The organism is Corallococcus sp. NCSPR001 (genome assembly GCF_017309135.1).
Lineage (GTDB): Bacteria > Myxococcota > Myxococcia > Myxococcales > Myxococcaceae > Corallococcus.
Genome location: NZ_JAFIMS010000002.1, coordinates 4,500,446 through 4,518,238, shown reverse-complemented (window position 1 = coordinate 4,518,238; position 17,793 = coordinate 4,500,446). Strand labels below are relative to the sequence as shown.

The window sequence follows — 17,793 nt, the reverse complement described above, 5'->3', positions numbered from 1 at the left end:
CCCCCTTCCCTGCCTACCCCTTCGCGTCGTGGTGCTCGGCGACGCCGCGCTTCCAGTAGCCCGTCACCCGCATCCAGCTCTTGTTCAGACCACGCTCGTTCACCAGGTGTTCCCGGATGGGCTTGAGCGAGTTGGCTTCTCCAGCCACGAACACGAACCCCTCCCCCGCGGGCTGCGCCCAGGCGCGCAGCGCGTCCTCCAGGTGCTTCGTGGTGCCGGCCTCCGCGCTGCCCCGGTGCAGCCAGGTGAGCTTCACGTCCGCCTTGCTGACGATGGGCTGCTCCTCCGCCGCGTCCGCGACCTCGATGAAGGCGAACGCGCGCCGGCCCGCCGGCAGCTCCTCCAGGCGCCGGGCAATCGCCGGCAGCGCGCTCTGGTCCCCGGCGAGCAGGTACCAGTCGAAGTCGTCCGCCACGTCGTGCGTGCTGCGCGGACCGCCAATGCCCATGAAGTCGCCGGGCTTCGCCTGCTGCGCCCACAACGACGCGGGGCCTTCACCGTGCAGCACGAAGTCGATGTCCAGTTCGTTCGCCTGCGGGTCGAAGCGGCGCGGCGTGTAATCGCGCGACGCGGGCTTCTCCAGCCCCTCCGGCATGGACAGGCCGTGGGGCCCCACCACCGGCATGTCCGGCTTCTTCACGCCGGGCTTCGCGAAGAAGCACTTCACGTGGTCATCCGCGCCGGGAGACGAGAAGCCCTCCAGCTCCGGGCCGCCCAGCGTCACGCGCACCATGTGCGGCGACAGCCGCGTCACGCGCTGCACTTCCAGCAACCGCAACTTCACCGGGAACGGCCCACGACGGGCCACGCGCTCCGAATCGCCACTCATGCATGAGTCCTTGTCGATAGTGATTTGCATTATCGCTAGCAAGGAGCGCCGACGAGGGCAAGGCCGACGAACTTCGGAAAAGACGACGGCCCGGGTCCGCGCCGCGTGGGGCGTGGACACCGGGCCGCTGTCACCAGGCTGAAGAAGCTGCTCAGCCGTGGATTTCGGTCTCGCGGAAGAAGTACGCGACCTCGTTCTTCGCGTTCTCCAGGCTGTCCGAGCCGTGGACCGTGTTCGCGTCGATGCTCTGGGCGAAGTCCGCGCGGATGGTGCCCTTGTCGGCCTTCTTCGGGTCCGTGGCGCCCATCAGGTCGCGGTTCTTCTGGACGGCGTTCTCACCCTCCAGGGCCATCAGGACCACCGGGCCGGAGATCATGAAGGACACCAGGTCCTTGAAGAACGGCCGGGCCTTGTGGACGGCGTAGAAGCCCTCGGCCTCCGCCTGGGACAGCTGCTGACGGCGGATGGCGACGGGCTTCAGGCCCGCCTTCTCGAACCGGGCGATGATCTCGCCGACGTGGTTGTTCTTCACTCCGTCGGGCTTGATGATGGACAGCGTGCGCTCGATGGCCATGGTGTTTGGCTCCTCGTGTGTGGGTCGTGTGAAAGGTTCGGCTTTAGCGCTTCGGCGGGCCGCGCTTGACGGCCGCCTGCAGCGTGGTGCCCAGTTCGGCGGGGCTGGCGGCCATCAGGATGCCCGCGGCCTCCATCGCCTTGATCTTCTCCGAGGCCGTGCCCTTGCCGCCGGAGATGATGGCGCCCGCGTGGCCCATGCGCTTGCCCGGGGGAGCGGACTGACCGGCGATGAAGCCGGCGATGGGCTTGGTGAACTCGCGCTTGACGTACTCGGCGCCCTCTTCCTCCGCGCTGCCGCCGATCTCACCGATCATGATGACGGCGTCCGTCTCAGGGTCGGCCTGGAAGAGCTTCAGCACGTCCACGAAGTTGGTGCCGTTGACCGGGTCGCCGCCGATGCCCACCGCGGTGGACTGGCCCAGGCCCAGCTGCGTCAGCTGGTGCACGGCCTCGTAGGTCAGCGTGCCGGAGCGGGACACCACGCCGATGCGGCCCGGCTTGTGGATGTGGCCCGGCATGATGCCGATCTTGCACTTGGCGCCGGGGGTGATGACGCCCGGGCAGTTCGGGCCGATGAGGCGCACGCCCGGCTTGCCCTGCAGGTAGCGCTTGGCGCGCACCATGTCGTTGACCGGGATGCCCTCGGTGATGGTGATGATGAGGGAGATGCCCGCGTCCGCGGCCTCCATGATGGAGTCCGCGGCGAAGGGCGGCGGCACGAAGATGACGGACGTGTTCGCGCCCGCCTGCTTCACCGCGTCGGCCACCGTGTTGAACACGGGGACCTTGCCCTCGAAGGAGGTGCCGCCCTTGCCAGGCGTGACACCGCCCACAATCTTCGTCCCGTACTCCAGCATCTGCTTGGCGTGGAACGAGCCCGCCGAACCGGTGATGCCCTGGACGAGGACCTTCGTGTTCTCGTTGACGAGGATGCTCATGGCGATCTTTCAGGTAAGAGGGGGCGAAGGCCCTACTTGATGGCCGCCACGGCCTTCTCGGCCGCCTGGCGCAGGTTGTCCGCGGGGGTGATGGCGAGGCCCGAGTTGCGGAGCAGCTCCTTGCCCTGCTCCACGTTGGTGCCTTCCAGGCGCACGACGAGCGGGATCTTCAGCTGCACTTCCTTCGCCGCCGCGATGATGCCTTCCGCGATGACGTCACACTTCATGATGCCGCCGAAGATGTTGACGAGCACCGCCTTGACCTGCGGATCCGCGAGGATGAGCTTGAAGGCCGCCGTCACCTTCTCCTTGCTCGCGCCGCCGCCCACGTCCAGGAAGTTGGCCGGAGCGCCGCCCACCAGCTTGATGGTGTCCATGGTGGCCATGGCCAGACCCGCGCCGTTCACCATGCAGCCGATGTTGCCGTCCAGCGCGATGTAGGCCAGGTCGTACTCCTTGGCCTGCGTCTCGCGGGGCTCCTCCTCCGCCAGGTCGCGGTACTCCAGCAGGTCCTTGTGCCGGTAGAGCGCGTTCTCGTCGAAGGTCACCTTCGCGTCGAGCGCGACCACGCCGCCGCTCTTGCGGATGACCAGCGGGTTGATCTCCACGAGCGACGCGTCCGTCTCCACGTACATCCGGTAGAGCGCGGAGCAGAACTGGACGAACTTGTTCACCGTGGGGCCCGTCAGGCCCAGCCCGAAGGCCAGCTCGCGGCCCTGGAAGTCCGCGAAGCCAATCGCGGGGTCCACGACGGCGCGGAGGATCTTCTCCGGGTGCTTCTCCGCCACTTCTTCAATCTCCACGCCGCCCTCGGTGGACGCCATGAAGGTGATGCGGCTGGTGGCGCGGTCGAGCGTCACGCCCAGGTACAGCTCCTGGCCGATGTCGAGGCCTTCCTCGATGTAGACCTTGTGGACCTTCTGCCCTTCCGGGCCTGTCTGGATGGTCTTGAGCATCATGCCCAGCATCTGCCGGGCCAGATCCTTGGCCTCCGCGGGGCTCTTGGCCAGCTTCACGCCGCCGCCCTTGCCGCGGCCGCCCGCGTGGATCTGCGACTTCACGACGACGACGGGCGTCGCGAGCTCCTTCGCCGCGGCCTCCGCCTCATCGGGAGAGAGCGCGAGGATGCCGCGCGGCGTGGGCACGCCATACTTCCGGAAGAGTTCCTTGCCCTGGTACTCGTGGATCTTCATCGAATCTCCGGGTGGGACGAGGGGAGACGAGGACAACCCCTACACGGGGCGTCAACGCGGGCCCTCATTGCGCAGAAAACGACGGATGGCAAGGCCGTTTGGCCTCCAGCGTCGCGACGGGACACAGGCGTCGCCTCCGGGGATAACACCCGGTGTCCGGGTGAATGAGGCGGCCTTCACCCAAAAGGCCGCGGCCCCGCCCGGCGCCCCGGTGACAGGGGGCGCAGGCACGGGGCCGCGAGGAAGCCAGGACGGCGTCCGGGAGGCTTACCCCGGACCGGCGGAGGCCTTCTGCTCCTCTTCCTTGAAGAAGATGTCCTTGATGATCAGCTTGCTCACCTCGCGGTTCATCACCGCGATGGAGGTCGTGAGGGGGATCTCCTTCGGGCAGACCTTCACGCAGTTCTGCGCCTTGCCGCAGTCCTGGATGCCGCCGGGGCCCATGAGGGCGCGCGTGCGCTCCTCCGCGTTCAGCTTGCCCGTGGGGTGCATGTTGAACAGGCGGGCCTGGCTGATGGGGGCGGCGCCGATGAAGTCGTTGTCCAGCGTCACCTGGGGGCACGCCTCCAGGCAGCTGCCGCAGGTGATGCACGTGGACAGCACGTACATCACGGACTGGTCTTTCTGCGACTGGCGAGGGCCGGGGCCCAGGTTGTACGTGCCGTCGACGGGGACCCAGCCCTTCACGCGCTTGAGCGACTCGAACATGCGGTCGCGGTCCACGGTGAGGTCGCGCACCACCGGGAACTTCTTCATCGGCTCCAGGGTGATGGGCTGCTGGAGCTTGTCCACCAGGGCGGAGCACGCCATGCGCACCCGGCCGTTGATGTTCATGGCGCAGCTGCCGCAGACCTCCTCGAGGCACGCGGAGTCCCACACCACGGGGGCCACCTTCTTGCCCTCCACGGTGACGGGGTTGCGCTGGATCTCCATCAGGCAGGAGATGACGTTGGCGCCCTTCGTGTAGGGGACCTTGAACTCTTCGAAGTGGCCCGGCTTGTTCGGATCATCCTGCCGCCAGATGCGGAAGGCGATGGTCTTGGAGCTGACGGCGCTGGCCTGTGCGGTGTCCATGATGCGGATGCCCTTCCCTTCACTGCCAAATCAGGTGGCGGAAACCCGCGTGCGCTGGATGACGGCGCGCGCGGGCCCGGAAAGCAAACGAACGCCTTACGCGTACCAGCGGGGTTCGGGCTCCAGCACCGGCGTGGGCAGGTCCTGGTAGGAGATCTGCGGGCCCTGGGTGGCGTAGGTGGCGATGGTCGTCTTCGCCCACTTCTCGTGGCGCTGGCGCCACAGGTCCATCCACTGCGGATCCTCGCGCGGATCCTTCGTCTTGGGCTCCGGCAGGGAGAAGTCCGGCTTGTAGTGGGCGCCGCGGCTCTCGTCGCGCAGGAGCGCGCTGGTGGCGATGACCTCGCCCAGCTCCAGCATGTTCCACACCTGGTTGGTGTAGGACAGCGCGCGGTTGGCGACCACGCCCGTGTCCAGCACGTTGACGCGGCTCCAGCGGTCCTTCAGGCCGCGGATGGTCTCCACCGTCTTCTTCAGGCGGTCGTTGTAGCGGACAACGGTGCAGTTCTCCGTCATCACCTCGCCCAGCTCCTTGGCGATCTGGTACGGGTTCTCCTGCCCGTTCATCGCCTTGATGGTGGCGAAGCGGTCCTGCCAGTACTTCTTCGCGTCCGCGAAGTACTTCTCCGGCATCGCCGCGGCGCTGGTCGTCTGGTTCTTGGCGAAGGCCGCCATCGCCGGGCCGCCGATCATGCCCGAGTAGATGCAGGACAAGAGCGAGTTGGCGCCCAGGCGGTTCGCGCCGTGGAAGGCGTAGTCCGCCTCGCCGGCCGCGTACAGGCCCGGGATGCGCGTGCTCTGGTTCACCGGGCTGCCGTCCAGCGGCGTCTGGGTGCGCGAGTCCGCCTCGAAGGAGACGTGCAGGCCGCCCATCGAGTAGTGCATGCCCGGGAAGATGACCATGGGGGTGTGGCGCGGATCATCTCCGACGAACTTCTCGTAGATCTCCATCACGCCCTTGATCTTCGCGTCGAGCGTCTTGGCCGGGATGTGCGTCACGTCCAGGTAGACGCCGTCGCGCCCGCCCAGGCCCATGCCCAGGTCGCGGCAGACCATGAAGATCTCCCGGGTCGCCACGTCGCGCGGCACCAAGTTCTTGTACTTGGGGTACTTCTCTTCCAGGAAGTACCAGCGCTCGCTCTCCGGGATCTCCCGGGGGTTGCGCGTGTCACCCTTCTTCTTGGGCACCCAGACGCGGCCGCCCTCGCCGCGCACGGACTCGCTCATCAGGCGCAGCTTGTCCTCGCCCGGGATGGAGGTGGGGTGCACCTGGATGAACTCGCCGTTGGCGTACAGCGCGCCTTCCATGTACGCGCGGCCCGCGGCGGTGCCGGTGTTGATGATGGAGTTGGTGGAGCGCCCGAAGACGATGCCGGGGCCGCCCGTGGCCAGGCACACCGCCTCCGCCGGGAAGGTGCGGATCTCCATGGTGCGCAGGTCCATGGCCACGCTGCCGATGCAGCGGCCGGACTCGTCCTTCACCGTGCCCAGCCACTCCCAGTACTCGTACTTGGTGACCTTGCCCTCCGCCTCGTAGCGGCGGACCTGCTCGTCCAGCGCGTAGAGCAGCTGCTGGCCGGTGGTGGCGCCCGCGAACGCGGTGCGGTTGTGCAGGGTGCCGCCGAAGCGGCGGAAGTCCAGCAGGCCCTCCGGCGTGCGGTTGAACGTCACGCCCATGCGGTCCAGCAGGTAGATGATGCCGGGCGCCGCGTAGCACATGCCCTTCACGGACACCTGCTCCGCGAGGAAGTCGCCGCCGCGCAGCGTGTCCTTCACGTGGATGTCCGGGTGGTCGCCCTCACCCTTCGTGTTCACCGCGCCGTTGATACCGCCCTGGGCGCAGACGGAGTGGGAACGCTTGACGGGGACGAGCGAGAGCACGTCCACCTGGTGACCCGCCTCCGCCAGCTTGATCGTCGTCATCAGCCCGGCCAGACCGCCGCCCACCACCGTGAATCGCGCTGCTGCCGCCATCATCGTCTCCTTGAGCACCGGCTGCCGGGGGGGTGCCTTCACGGGGGGCCGCTGAAGTCCTGCTTCGCGACGCTGCCCCGCACCCGTGCCAGGTACGAGTCCAACACGCTAGTTAACTTGGAAAAATACCGCCGCAACGACGGTGCGCCGGGCGATAAGCCCGGATCATTCACGGCATCAGGCGGGCCCGCCAGCAAGCTTCCGGCGGGCCCGGCCGACGTGCCGGGGACTACAGCTTCACGAGCTCGACGGTGCCCTTCACGGAGGTGAAGGACTTGTTCAGCTCGGCCTTCTCCGCGTCGTTGAGCTCCACCTCGATGATCTTCTCCACGCCGCCCGCGCCGATCTGCGCGGGGACGCCGAAGAAGAAGTCCTTGATGCCGTACTGGCCCTTGAGCAGGGCGGCGGACGGCAGCACGCGCTTGCGGTCGAAGAGGAAGCTCTCCGCCATGGCGATGGAGGAGGACGCCGGGGCGAAGTAGGCGCTGCCCGTCTTGTACAGGCCCACCAGCTCCGCGCCGCCCTTGCGGGTGCGGTCGATGATGGCGTCCAGCTTGTCCTTGGCGATGAGCTGGGTCAGGGGCACGCCGCCCACGGTGCTGTGGCGCACGAGCGGGACCATGTCGTCGCCGTGGCCGCCGAGCACCAGCGCCTCCACGTCACGGATGGAGCAGCCCAGGGCCTCGGCCACGAAGCACTTGAAGCGGCTGGTGTCCAGCACGCCCGCCATGCCCACGACCATGTTGTCCTTCAGGCCGGCGATCTTGTGGAGCGCGAACACCATCGCGTCCAGCGGGTTGGCCACGTTGATGACGAAGGCGTCCGGGGCGTGCTGCTTGATGTTGCCCGCCACGTCCTTCATGATCTTCAGGTTGACCTCCAGCAGGTCCTCGCGGGACATGCCGGGCTTGCGGGGCACGCCGGCCGTGATGATGATCACGTCCGAGCCCGCCACGTCCTTCCAGTCCGTGGAGCCGGTGACGCGGCAGTCGTAGCCGTCCACCGCGGACAGTTGGTTGATGTCCAGCGCCTTGCCCTTGACCAGACCCTCGGCGGCCGGGATGTCGTACAGCACCACGTCGCCCAGGTTCTTCTGGACCGCCAGCAGCGCCAGGTTGCCGCCGATCTGACCGCCGCCGATGAGGCCGATCTTCTTCTTCTTGTGAGCCATGGTTTCGCCCTCCTGCTTTGGGGTGGGGACTACATGTGCTTGATGATGGCCTGACCGAACTCCGAGCACTTCACCTCGGACACGGTCTCCTTCGTCTCCAGCTTCATCAGGCGCGCGAAGTCGTACGTCACGGTGCGCGCCGCGATGGCCTTGTCCATGCCCTTGATGATCAGGTCCGCGGCCTCGTGCCAGCCCAGGTGGCGCAGCATCATCTCACCGGAGAGGATGACGGAGCCCGGGTTCACCTTGTCCAGGTCCGCGTACTTCGGCGCGGTGCCGTGGGTGGCCTCGAAGACGGCGTGGCCGGAGACGTAGTTGATGTTGCCGCCCGGCGCGATGCCGATGCCGCCCACCTGCGCCGCGAGCGCGTCCGACAGGTAGTCGCCGTTCAAGTTGAGCGTGGCGATGACGTCGAACTCGTCCGGACGGGTCAGCACCTGCTGCAGGGTGATGTCCGCGATGGAGTCCTTGATGATGATCTTCCCGGCGGCGACCGCGGCCTTCTGCTCGGCGTTGGCGGCGTCCTCGCCCTTGGCGGCCTTGGTGGCCTCCCACTGATCCCAGGTGTAGACCTTGTCACCGAACTCGCGCGCCGCGAGGTCATAGCCCCACTTGCGGAACGCGCCCTCGGTGAACTTCATGATGTTGCCCTTGTGGACCAGGGTGACGCTCTTGCGCTTCAGGTCCACCGCGTACTGGATGGCCGCGCGCACCAGGCGCTCCGTGCCTTCCTGCGACACGGGCTTGATGCCGATGCCCACGTTCGCCGGGAAGCGGATCTTGCCCGCCTCCTTGGGGAACTCCTGCTTCAGCCAGCCCAGGAACTTCTCCGCCTGCGCGGTGCCGGCCTCGAACTCGATGCCCGCGTAGATGTCCTCCGTGTTCTCACGGAAGATGACCATGTCCACCTTGTCCGGCTGCTTCACCGGAGAGGGCACGCCCTTGAAGTAGCGCACCGGGCGCAGGCAGACGTACAGGTCCAGCATCTGGCGCAGCGCCACGTTCAGGGAGCGGATGCCGCCGCCCACCGGCGTCGTCAGCGGGCCCTTGATGCCCACCAGGTACTCGCGGAACGCGGCGACCGTCTCGTCCGGCAGCCAGTTGTTCATCTGCTTGAAGGACTTCTCGCCGGCCAGCACCTCGTACCAGGAGATCTTCTTCTTGCCGCCGTAGGCCTTCTCCACCGCCGCGTCGAACACGGCCTGCGAGGCCTTCCAGATGTCGCGGCCGGTGCCGTCGCCCTCGATGTAGGGGATGATCGGGTTGTTCGGAACGGTCAGCTTGCCGTTCTGCAGGGTGATCTTCTCGCCAGAGGGAGGCGCCATGAACGCAAACTCCTGATTGAGACCGGGGTGTTTGGAGGCGGCGGATAGTCGGGAACCCGCCCCCGGTCGTCAAGGAGTTTGGCCGCACGCCCTCCTGGGTTGGACGCACCCGGAGCGTGCCGCGCTTATCGCTGCCAATGGTCCGGAAGCAGGATCGTTTTTCCGGATTTGGACGCGGAACTAGAAGCTCGCGAGCCCGGGCGCCGGCAGGAGGACGCTCACCGCCGTCCCCTCCTCCAGCCGCTCCACCGCCAGCTCGCCACCCATCGCGTCCACCAGCTCCCGCGCGCGGGCGAGCCGCCGCTGGGGGCTGCCCACGCGCAGGGGCGACAGCGCCACCGAGCGCGTCTCCCGCTCGGACAGGCTCACCCCCGGCATCACCACCTGGAAGCGCGGGCCCGTATCCCCGAAGTCGTCCGGCGGATCCACCACCACGCGCACGGCCGCCGCCGGGGACGGGGCCACGTCCGCCGCGTGGGCGACGAGGAGCAGGAGCACCTGCTCCAGGCGGCGCCGGCTGACCCGGGCCACCACGGGATCCTCCGGAAGCTCCAGCGACACCGTCACACCGTGCAGCCGCCGCGTCGCGCCCAGCAGCCCCAGCGCGTCCCGCACGCAGACCGCCACGTCCACCTGGAAGACGTCTGGAAGGTCCACGGACTCGAGCCCCTGGCCACTCAAGGAGACTCGCGCGTCCCCCGGCGATCCCTTCACATCCAGCGCTGCGCTCATTCGCGGCTCCCTTCCCCAGCCAGTCCCAGATGCACCGACCATAACGGCGCCCCCTGACACGGTCCATCGCACGTCAGCCCCGGGTCGCCACCGCTTATTCACGTGAAGGAGGGTTACAGCCCTGCGACACTTTGCTGATAAGGATGCGCACGCTGGGTCCGGATTGCTCCTCGGAAAACCCGTATACCATCGGTCAACTACGACCCAGGGTGAGTCAGGGCCCAAGGCGGAAAAACAGCCCCGGCATATAAATTCGATTTGACTGTTACGGCCGAGATCTCCAATATGTCTTCCCAGAATCCAGAGCCGTCAGCGTCTCCAGTGAATCAGGGAGGAAGTGTTGTGCTCGCAACATCGCCGACCACCAATGGTGTCGCTGCCCGCAAGAGGGGAGTCCTGACGATGGATGGAGGGATCCCGGCATCCTCGAAGTTCCGGCATGCGATTGAATTCGGCAGTGGCGACGCGCTGCGCAACGTGATTCCCCTTCCCCCCGCTGAAGCCGCCCTGGATGACTCGGGCTATTCGCTGCACGGCAGCGGTCCCACGGCCATCACCTGCGCGGTGGGCCGGCCGGACGCGGTGCTGGGTGAGGTGACGCGGCTGTCCCCGACGGTGGTGTGGGTGGCCCCGCGGCAGCCGCTGGCGGAGGCGACCGAGTCGCGCACCTTCCCGGTGTACCTGGCGTGCAACGGCGCCACGATCGGTCCGCTCAATGGCGCCTTCATCCGGACGGACATGGACGTCCCGAACGCGCCGGTGGGCCTGCAGTTGGTGGGCGTGACGCTGGAGCAGGGCCGGCAGATCCTGGGCTTCCTGTCGGACGCGCTCCGCCAGGGCGTGGCGGTGCCGGCGGCCTCCGCGCTGCCCGTGCAGGACATCATCACGGATGGGGAGCGGATCCGCTCCATCTTCACCGCCATCTGCGCGTCCGGGAACAAGGGCGTGCTGCGCCGCCAGGGCCGGGTGGTGCGCATGGTGCTGGAGCGCTTCCACGCCTCCTCCGGTCAGCTCGAGTGGCGCACGGAGGAGTCCACCCCGGACTTCGGCGAGCCGGCGTACGACATCGACGTCATCGGCTACAACTCCGCGTACCGCCTGCGCGTGGAGACGGGCCGGACCGAGGGTGACCGCCTCTTCACCCCGCTGCCCGAAGAGCTGTTCCGCATCCGTCACCGCTGGCACCGCCGCGTCCCCGCCCCCGAGGGCGTGCGCGCCCGGTTCCACCACCCGCTCTGGCGGGAGCAGGGGCTGATGCGCCGCGAGGTGCTGGACATCTCCTTCTCCGGCCTGTGCATGCGCTGCCAGCCGCAGGACCTGCTCTTCCCCGGCCTGCTGCCGCCCCTCATCGAGCTGGAGCTGGGCGACGGACAGCGCGTCAGCGTGCGCGGGGAGATCCGCTACGTCAGCAGCCTGCGCGCGGACGGCACCGTGCTGTGCGGCCTGAGCGTGCTGCCCTACTCTTCCGACGAGGCGCGCTGGGTGCGCTTCGTGTCCCAGACGCTGTCCCCGGCCACGCGCACCAGCGAGGGCCTGGTGGATCAGCTGTGGGACCTGTTCAACCGCTCCGGCTTCTTCAGCCTGGGTGGCAGCACCCCGGCGGAGTTCGAGGAGCTGAAGCAGAACTTCGCGTCGCTCGCGAAGCGCGCCGCGGAGGTGCCGCAGCTCTTCTGCAATGCCGTATGGCCGTCCGAGCGCGGCATTGAAGCGACGCTGTCCTTCACCAAGCCGTACCGCAACGCGTGGCTGGGCCACCAGGTGGCGAAGCGGCCCGGCAAGCCGCCGGAGGGGTTGAAGGAGGCGGGCGCCATCATGCGCGACCTCTACCTGCGCACCTTCGAGCACCCGCAGAGCGACCCGGACTTCCACTGGGTGGTGGCCTACGTGGAGGCCCTCAACCCGTGGATCAACAAGGCGCACGTGAAGTACGCGCAGCGCCAGATGGAGGCCGGCTCGTCCCTGGCCTTCACGCGGAAGATCCAGAAGATGAAGGCCTTCAGCCACGAGCTGACCGGCCGCGTGCACCCGTACACGGTGGGCCCCGCCACCGCGAGCGAGCTCTCCCTGCTGGCGGCGACCATCGCGCAGCAGTTCCCCGAGTGCTACGTGCAGTCGTTGGACCTCACCCGCGACCGGCTGGACATGGGCCCCGTCACGGCGAAGTGGAAGAGCTTCGGCATGGAGCGCGAGCGCACCGTCCTGGTCGCCCGCCGCGACGGCGTCCCCCACGCCGCCGCCGTGGTGGAGCTGGGCCAGTTGGGCGCGAACCTCTTCCGCCTGCTGGACAACACGCGCTTGTTCTCCCTGCTGGGGGATGGAACGCGCGCGTACTCGGCGCTCCTGGACGCGGCCCGCCGCTGGTACGCCGCGCGCAACCGCCCCTCCTTCCTCTATCTGCGCGAGGACGAGGGTGGCGACTACGTGCAGGAGTGCGGCCTGCACGACGGGCCGGATCCCTACCTGTGGATCATCTCCGCCAAGCTCGTCCCGGACTTCCTGGAGCACATCAGCGAACTCACCATCGGGCGCCGTGGTGCCCACTCCCGTTGAGGATTCCCCCCATGACCAAGCCCCTCGTCGAAGAGCAGTACCTCCCCCACGTCACCGACGTCCGTCACCTGCTGGCGACCGGTCCCCACGTGACGACGCTGCTGGACCCCAACGTGGAGCCCGCCCTGCTGGAGGCCTTCCTCATCCAGTTGTGTGCCCTGGGCGTGTACATGACGGAGCCCGTGGACGGTTGGATCCGCCGCGCCGGTGAGGCGTGCGTGAAGGCGGGGATGGTGGACGTGGGCGAGAAGCTCATCACCCACGCCAAGCACGAGGCCGGTCACCACCTGATGATGGTGGAGGACACGAAGAACCTGGTGGCCAGCTGGAACGCGCGCCGCTTTCCCAAGCTGGACGCGGAGGCCCTGATGGCGCAGGCCCCCACCCGGGCCATGCAGGAGTACCGGGAGATCCACGAGGAGACCATCGCGGGCCCCATGCCGGGCGGCCAGGTCGCCATCGAGTACGAGATTGAGAACCTGTCGGTGGTGTTCGCGCCCCGGCTCATCGAGCAGTGCAAGGCCGTGCTGGGCCCGGACGTGATGAACTCGCTGTCCTTCATCAAGGAGCACGTGGAGCTGGACGTGGGCCACACGGCGCTCAACGAGGTCATGCTCAACAAGCTGCTGGGCCAGAAGCCCGAGCACGCGGCGACCATCGCGAAGACGGGCGCCCGTGCGCTGGACATCTACCTGCGCTTCTACGGCGACTGCATGGCGAAGGCGAAGCAGCTGCTCCAGTCCGCCGCCGCCTGAAGAAGCCTTCAGGCCCCGAGCTGCGCCGTCCGCCGGGAGCCGCGGTTGCCCCAGCGGGTGAGCGGGCGGATGGCCTGCTTCAGCGAGGCGTGGACCTGCGCGACGCCCGCGCTGTTCGTGGCCGCGTAGACGTAGCGGTCCGGGCGCAGGACGACCAGGTCCGAGCCGTGCTGGGCGAACCACTCGCCCAGCTTGCCCTCCAGGTCCACCACCTCGCCGGAGCGGCCCGCGCCGGAGCGCGCCGCCGGCGCCACGGACAGCCACACGCCGCCGATGTCCTCCGCCAGGGTCCTGGCGGCCTGCTGGACGTCCGCGGGCGCACCCGGCCGCGTCAGCACCGCGAAGCGGTGGCCGATGATGTCATCCAGCGGGCGCTCCCCTTCCTCGCCGTGCTCCACGCGCGGCTGCGGGAAGTAGGCGCCCTCCGCCGCCTGCTTGGACTTGCCGCGCTTGCCGCCGAAGAGGAAACCCTCCGCGTGGAAGAGGTTCGGCTTCATCTTGTACTCGCGGATGAAGGGGCCGGTGACGGGCATGTGGTACAGCAGCTTGATGAAGGCGTTGCGCGCGCGGGCCACGAACGGACCGCCCGACGCCAGCATCGAGCCCAGCGAGTCCGACATCTTCATCATCTCCGCGGCGTGCGGCCGGCGCTCCACCTCATAGGTGTCCAGCAGCGACGCGTCCGCCGCGCCGCCCAGCACGTGCGCCAGCTTCCAGGTGAGGTTCGCCGCGTCGCGCAGGCCGGAGCACAGGCCCTGCCCCAGGAACGGCGGCATCAGGTGCGCCGCGTCTCCGAGCAGGAACACCCGGCCCACGCGCCACTTCTCCGCCATGCGGCTGTGGTAGGCGTAGAGGTTGACGCTCTTCACCTTCACGGTGTCCGGGTCGATGAAGGGCGCGATGATGCCGCGCACGTACTCGGGCGTCTTCACGTACTCCAGGTCCTGCCCCGGCTTGACCAGCGTGTCGAAGCGCATCTCGTCGTGCGCGGTGCGCGTCACGATGCCCACGCGCTCCGGGCCGCAGGGGTAGTAGGTGAAGTCCGGAGCGGACGACGCCGTCTCCACGGAGACGGCCAGCGCGTGCTCCAGCGCCGTGGTGCCCTCCAGCTTCAGGCCCAGCCGGCGGCGGATGCCGCTCTTGGCGCCGTCGCACGCGAGCAGGTAGCGCGCGCGCACCGTCAAGGTGCGGCCGTTGACGTTGTCCTTCACGCGCACGGACACGCCTTCGTCGTCCTGCATGAAGGACTCGACTTCATGGCCGCGCCACATGCTGACGTGCGCGAAGCGCTCCATGCCCCGGTGCAGCGAGGCCTCCAGGCGGGGCTGGTTGAAGAGCGCGCCGATGTAGTGGCCGTTGGGGCGCTCCACCTTGGTGAAGTCCACCTCGGCGAGCATCCGCATCTCGTCGTCCACGTAGGTCATCTTCAGGCACGGGTGGAAGCCCGGCCCCAGCTCGCCCGTGAGCCCCGCGGCCTGGAAGATGCGCTGCGCTTCGTCGTCCGCGTTGATGGCGCGGGACTGCGTGTGCGCGGTGGTCTCCTTCTCAATGACCACGGTGCGCAGGCCGTACTGGCCGAGCAGGTTCGCGGCCATGGCACCCACCGGGCCGCTTCCGACGACGATCACATCAACAGATTCCGGAGCCATTACTCCCTCCCGTTGTGTGCGAGCTGATCCGTTTTGAACCGAGCGACCGAACGACCGAAGCCCCCCTCGGTCGTAAGTAATAATACCTATAAATTCCGGCAACCCCACTCCAGATACGCGATCTCTACGCGTTTCCGGTTGCCCCGCCCCCGAGTCAGAAACACCCGGTCCGCGTCATTCCGACCGCCTGATAATCAAACGCACCCCTCCAGAAACCTTGCAGGGCTGATCAGCACTCGCGGTCCGCTGTCTGCCTTTCGGGCAGTGATTTCCTGCGAGGCTTCAAAGTTTCGCATCAGCGGCAGAGACACAGGTTTTTGCTTGTGTTCCCTGCACTGGGGATGTGTGCCAATCCCCCTGGAAGGCGGCCCTTGTACGTCGCTCGGGACTGCGGGACAGTGCGGGAGTTGTCTCCCCCTGAGCCCCTTGGAGCGCCCAGCGATTATGCCCAGACTGCAACTTTTTGAATTAGAGGATCAGCCCTGGTTCCCGAAGGTGCTGCGCCGGGGGGTGACGGACTTCCTCGCGTACGTGTGGAGCCTGTCGGATGACCGCTATTCGGAGTTCGTGAAGCGGCTGAAGGGCGCGATGGCGGCGATGGGCGAGACGCAGCTGTTGGACATGGCGTCCGGCAGCGCGGGGCCGGTGCCGAAGCTGCTGGAGATGCTGGAGTCGCAGGAGGGCTACCAGGCGACGGCGCTCCTGACGGACCTGTACCCGGAGGTCTCCGCGTTCGAGAAGGCGAAGGCGGCGAACCCCGGCCGCATCGACTACGTGACGACGCCGGTGGACGCGACGGCGGTGCCCGCGACGTACAAGGGCTTCCGCATCATGTGCAATTCGTTCCACCACCTGCCGCCGGACATGGCGCGCAAGGTGCTGGCGGACGCCGTGGCCCAGCGCCGGGGCATCGCCATCATGGAGCTGGTGGAGCGGCGCGGGCCGGCCATCGCGATGACGGCGGCGGCGCTGATCAACGTGCCGCTGACGACGCCGTTCATCCGCCCGGTGCGCATGGACCGGCTCGCCCTCACCTACCTCATGCCGCTCATCCCCATCGCGGCGGCGTTCGACGGCGTGGTGTCCTGTCTGCGCACGTACTCCGTGGAGGAGATGCGCGAGCTCACCCAGGGCCTGAGCGACGACTACATCTGGGAGATCGACCGGCTCACCAACCCGGGGAACCCCTTCGGCCTGATGATGCTCATTGGCCGACCCGCCACCCCCTCGCAGGCCTGAGTGGCCTGTCAGCAGGAGGTCACTGACGCCCCGGGCCGACGCGGGGCGTCGTGATTTCCGGGTTTGAAGTGGGTTCAATGGCCGCTCCTTCAACGAGGAGCAGGCTCATGGAATGGCTCGAATTCAAGCGTTGGTCACCCGAAGTCCAGCACGCGCTGGCACTGCAGGCGGCCCGGTTGGGCCAGACGGCGATGCACGCCGAGCCGCCGCGGCCGTCCGCCACGATGGTCGCCGCGCACCGCCTGTGCACGCTGCTGCGCCAGTATCCGCGCACCAACCCCTGGGGACACCCCGCGTCGGAGTGCTGAGACGCGGACTGAAGCACCCGGCCCGTCCGTGGGGGCACCACGGGCGGGGCGGGAGCCTCACGGGTGGTGTTCAGGTCCCGGTGGGCGTCCAGTTCACGCGCAGGTGCTGGATGGTGCGGATGGTCAGCGACTGCGTGTGGCCGAAGCCCGCGTTCTCTTCCAGCTTCAGGTCCGGGAGCTGATCCAGCAGCAGGTTGGTGGCGATGAGCGCCTCCAGCCGCGCGAGCGGCGCTCCGATGCAGAAGTGGATGCCCCGGCCGAAGCCCAGGTGCGTCGGGTGGTGCCGGGAGATGTCGAAGTGGTCGCCGTCCGCGAGCAGCGCGGCGTCACGGCTTCCGGACGCGTAGAGCAGCAGCAGCCGCGAGCCCTTGGGCAGCGCGACGCCCGCGAGCTCCACGTCCTCCAGGGTGGTGCGGATCATCCCGTGCGCCACCGAGTCGAAGCGCAGCGTCTCCTCGATGAGGTGCGGCACCAGCGAGCGATCCTCGCGCAGCTTCTGCCAGAGGCCGGGCTGGAGCAGGGCCTGCTTCCAGCACTGGGCGAGCAGCGCCGTCGTCGTCTCATGGCCCGCGGCCAGCATGCTCCCGGCGATGGCGATGATCAGCTCCGGCAGCGTGAGCGCTTCGCCGTCCGCGTCGGTGGTGACCAGGTAGCTGATCAGGTCGTCGCGGGGCTCGTCCGTGCGGTCGCGGATGAGGCGGGCGACGTAGTGCTGGAAGGTGACCCAGCTGCGGGCGAGCGGCGGCTGCTCCTCCGCGGGGACGCGGGTGAAGATCATCCGGAAGAAGTCGTCACACCAGCGCTTGATGTCCGCCATGTCCTCCTGGGGCACGCCCGCCATGCCGAGGATGACCCGCACGGGCAGCGGGTACGCGAACTCCGTCACCAGGTCCGCGTGGCCCTTGCTCGCGAAGGCCTGGATGAGCTCCTGGGAGACGGCGCGGATGGGCGCTTCCTGCGCGGCGATGCGCTGGGCGGAGAAGCCTCGGCCCAGCAGCTTGCGCAGCCGGGTGTGCGCGGGCGGATCCGAGTTGATCAGGCTGTCCGCCAGGGGATAGCCCTCGGCGAGCACCGCGAGCGTCGCCGGGGACAGCACCGAGCCCATGTTGCCCAGGTCCGCCGACGAGTAGCGCGCGGGATCCTTGAGCACGTGGCAGATGTCGTCGTAACGGCTCACCAGCCACATCCCCAGCATGGGGTTGTAGCTGACGGGCGCGTCCCGCCTCAGCTCCGCGTAGAACGGATGAGGGTCCTCGACGTGCGGTCCCGCGAACGGGTTGTACTGGGCGCCCAGATGGGGGCACTTCATCGCGCCAGCGGCTTTGCTGGCGTGCACATCGATGTGGATCGACTCCGACTGCCCTTCCACCTTCACTGCTTCCACTGCGGTACTCACCGTGAGCTTCCTCTCAGGATCCCCCCACAACGGAATATTATAACCCAACCTGACAGGTCTTCTCAGCGAGTCCTGCGAACCCCA

At 68.0% G+C, this 17,793-nt stretch carries 15 protein-coding genes; 4 read left to right on the top strand and 11 right to left on the bottom strand.

Features of this window, described 5'->3' with window-relative positions:
* Positions 1 to 13: 13 nt before the first annotated feature.
* From JYJ93_RS20445 to JYJ93_RS20405, 9 genes are all read right to left on the bottom strand, one after another.
* Complete coding sequence (locus JYJ93_RS20445) at positions 14 to 829, bottom strand: siderophore-interacting protein (RefSeq protein ID WP_206793756.1); 816 nt, start codon at positions 827 to 829, stop codon at positions 14 to 16.
* 151 nt (positions 830 to 980) lie between these two features.
* Complete coding sequence (gene ndk / locus JYJ93_RS20440) at positions 981 to 1,403, bottom strand: nucleoside-diphosphate kinase (protein WP_120546387.1); 423 nt, start codon at positions 1,401 to 1,403, stop codon at positions 981 to 983.
* Between the two features lie 43 nt (positions 1,404 to 1,446).
* A complete protein-coding gene (gene sucD, locus JYJ93_RS20435; protein ID WP_120525306.1) occupies positions 1,447 to 2,343 on the bottom strand; it encodes a succinate--CoA ligase subunit alpha in 897 nt (298 codons plus the stop codon).
* Between the two features lie 32 nt (positions 2,344 to 2,375).
* On the bottom strand, positions 2,376 to 3,536 hold the full coding sequence (gene sucC, locus JYJ93_RS20430; RefSeq protein WP_206793754.1) for an ADP-forming succinate--CoA ligase subunit beta: 1,161 nt from the start codon (positions 3,534 to 3,536) through the stop codon (positions 2,376 to 2,378).
* Positions 3,537 to 3,803: 267 nt separating this feature from the next.
* Positions 3,804 to 4,610: a succinate dehydrogenase iron-sulfur subunit gene (gene sdhB / locus JYJ93_RS20425; RefSeq protein WP_206793752.1), complete on the bottom strand. Its 807-nt coding sequence runs from the start codon at positions 4,608 to 4,610 to the stop codon at positions 3,804 to 3,806.
* A 96-nt stretch (positions 4,611 to 4,706) separates the two neighbouring features.
* Positions 4,707 to 6,584 carry a succinate dehydrogenase flavoprotein subunit gene (gene sdhA / locus JYJ93_RS20420; RefSeq protein WP_206800394.1) on the bottom strand — a complete coding sequence of 626 codons (1,878 nt, stop codon included), beginning with the start codon at positions 6,582 to 6,584 and terminating at the stop codon, positions 4,707 to 4,709.
* 229 nt (positions 6,585 to 6,813) lie between these two features.
* The gene (gene mdh, locus JYJ93_RS20415) at positions 6,814 to 7,755 is read right to left on the bottom strand and encodes a malate dehydrogenase (RefSeq protein WP_206793750.1); all 942 of its coding nucleotides are present in this window, start codon (positions 7,753 to 7,755) and stop codon (positions 6,814 to 6,816) included.
* 29 nt (positions 7,756 to 7,784) lie between these two features.
* Positions 7,785 to 9,080 carry an NADP-dependent isocitrate dehydrogenase gene (icd, locus tag JYJ93_RS20410; protein ID WP_206793747.1) on the bottom strand — a complete coding sequence of 432 codons (1,296 nt, stop codon included), beginning with the start codon at positions 9,078 to 9,080 and terminating at the stop codon, positions 7,785 to 7,787.
* A 180-nt stretch (positions 9,081 to 9,260) separates the two neighbouring features.
* A complete protein-coding gene (locus JYJ93_RS20405; RefSeq protein ID WP_206793746.1) occupies positions 9,261 to 9,812 on the bottom strand; it encodes a HAMP domain-containing histidine kinase in 552 nt (183 codons plus the stop codon).
* A gap of 402 nt (positions 9,813 to 10,214) precedes the next feature.
* Here JYJ93_RS20405 and JYJ93_RS20400 point away from each other — a divergent pair, with 402 nt between their 5' ends.
* Both JYJ93_RS20400 and JYJ93_RS20395 read left to right on the top strand, forming a co-directional pair.
* Positions 10,215 to 12,362, top strand: a complete 2,148-nt coding sequence (locus tag JYJ93_RS20400) for a hypothetical protein (RefSeq protein ID WP_206793744.1) — start codon at positions 10,215 to 10,217, stop codon at positions 12,360 to 12,362.
* A gap of 11 nt (positions 12,363 to 12,373) precedes the next feature.
* Positions 12,374 to 13,117 (top strand): hypothetical protein, encoded by a 744-nt coding sequence (locus tag JYJ93_RS20395; RefSeq protein ID WP_014397311.1) that lies wholly within the window; start codon positions 12,374 to 12,376, stop codon positions 13,115 to 13,117.
* A gap of 8 nt (positions 13,118 to 13,125) precedes the next feature.
* Here JYJ93_RS20395 and JYJ93_RS20390 read toward each other — a convergent pair whose 3' ends face one another.
* On the bottom strand, positions 13,126 to 14,766 hold the full coding sequence (locus tag JYJ93_RS20390; protein ID WP_206793742.1) for a bifunctional 3-(3-hydroxy-phenyl)propionate/3-hydroxycinnamic acid hydroxylase: 1,641 nt from the start codon (positions 14,764 to 14,766) through the stop codon (positions 13,126 to 13,128).
* A 444-nt stretch (positions 14,767 to 15,210) separates the two neighbouring features.
* Here JYJ93_RS20390 and JYJ93_RS20385 point away from each other — a divergent pair, with 444 nt between their 5' ends.
* Both JYJ93_RS20385 and JYJ93_RS20380 read left to right on the top strand, forming a co-directional pair.
* Positions 15,211 to 16,005 carry a hypothetical protein gene (locus JYJ93_RS20385; protein WP_206793739.1) on the top strand — a complete coding sequence of 265 codons (795 nt, stop codon included), beginning with the start codon at positions 15,211 to 15,213 and terminating at the stop codon, positions 16,003 to 16,005.
* A 107-nt stretch (positions 16,006 to 16,112) separates the two neighbouring features.
* Positions 16,113 to 16,313, top strand: a complete 201-nt coding sequence (locus tag JYJ93_RS20380) for a hypothetical protein (protein ID WP_120525317.1) — start codon at positions 16,113 to 16,115, stop codon at positions 16,311 to 16,313.
* Positions 16,314 to 16,383: 70 nt separating this feature from the next.
* Here JYJ93_RS20380 and JYJ93_RS20375 read toward each other — a convergent pair whose 3' ends face one another.
* Positions 16,384 to 17,709 carry a cytochrome P450 gene (locus JYJ93_RS20375; RefSeq protein ID WP_206793737.1) on the bottom strand — a complete coding sequence of 442 codons (1,326 nt, stop codon included), beginning with the start codon at positions 17,707 to 17,709 and terminating at the stop codon, positions 16,384 to 16,386.
* Positions 17,710 to 17,793: the final 84 nt, after the last annotated feature.

Bases quoted from the DNA above. Each gene is read 5' to 3' on its own strand.
- sdhA (WP_206800394.1), bottom strand. From the start codon at position 6,584: ATGGCGGCAGCAGCGCGATTCACGGTGGTGGGCGGCGGTCTGGCCGGG.
- JYJ93_RS20400 (WP_206793744.1), top strand. From the start codon at position 10,215: ATGGATGGAGGGATCCCGGCATCCTCGAAGTTCCGGCATGCGATTGAA.
- sucD (WP_120525306.1), bottom strand. From the start codon at position 2,343: ATGAGCATCCTCGTCAACGAGAACACGAAGGTCCTCGTCCAGGGCATC.
- JYJ93_RS20395 (WP_014397311.1), top strand. From the start codon at position 12,374: ATGACCAAGCCCCTCGTCGAAGAGCAGTACCTCCCCCACGTCACCGAC.
- JYJ93_RS20385 (WP_206793739.1), top strand. From the start codon at position 15,211: ATGCCCAGACTGCAACTTTTTGAATTAGAGGATCAGCCCTGGTTCCCG.
- sdhB (WP_206793752.1), bottom strand. From the start codon at position 4,610: ATGGACACCGCACAGGCCAGCGCCGTCAGCTCCAAGACCATCGCCTTC.
- sucC (WP_206793754.1), bottom strand. From the start codon at position 3,536: ATGAAGATCCACGAGTACCAGGGCAAGGAACTCTTCCGGAAGTATGGC.
- JYJ93_RS20445 (WP_206793756.1), bottom strand. From the start codon at position 829: ATGAGTGGCGATTCGGAGCGCGTGGCCCGTCGTGGGCCGTTCCCGGTG.
- JYJ93_RS20390 (WP_206793742.1), bottom strand. From the start codon at position 14,766: ATGGCTCCGGAATCTGTTGATGTGATCGTCGTCGGAAGCGGCCCGGTG.
- JYJ93_RS20405 (WP_206793746.1), bottom strand. From the start codon at position 9,812: ATGAGCGCAGCGCTGGATGTGAAGGGATCGCCGGGGGACGCGCGAGTC.
- JYJ93_RS20380 (WP_120525317.1), top strand. From the start codon at position 16,113: ATGGAATGGCTCGAATTCAAGCGTTGGTCACCCGAAGTCCAGCACGCG.
- mdh (WP_206793750.1), bottom strand. From the start codon at position 7,755: ATGGCTCACAAGAAGAAGAAGATCGGCCTCATCGGCGGCGGTCAGATC.
- icd (WP_206793747.1), bottom strand. From the start codon at position 9,080: ATGGCGCCTCCCTCTGGCGAGAAGATCACCCTGCAGAACGGCAAGCTG.
- ndk (WP_120546387.1), bottom strand. From the start codon at position 1,403: ATGGCCATCGAGCGCACGCTGTCCATCATCAAGCCCGACGGAGTGAAG.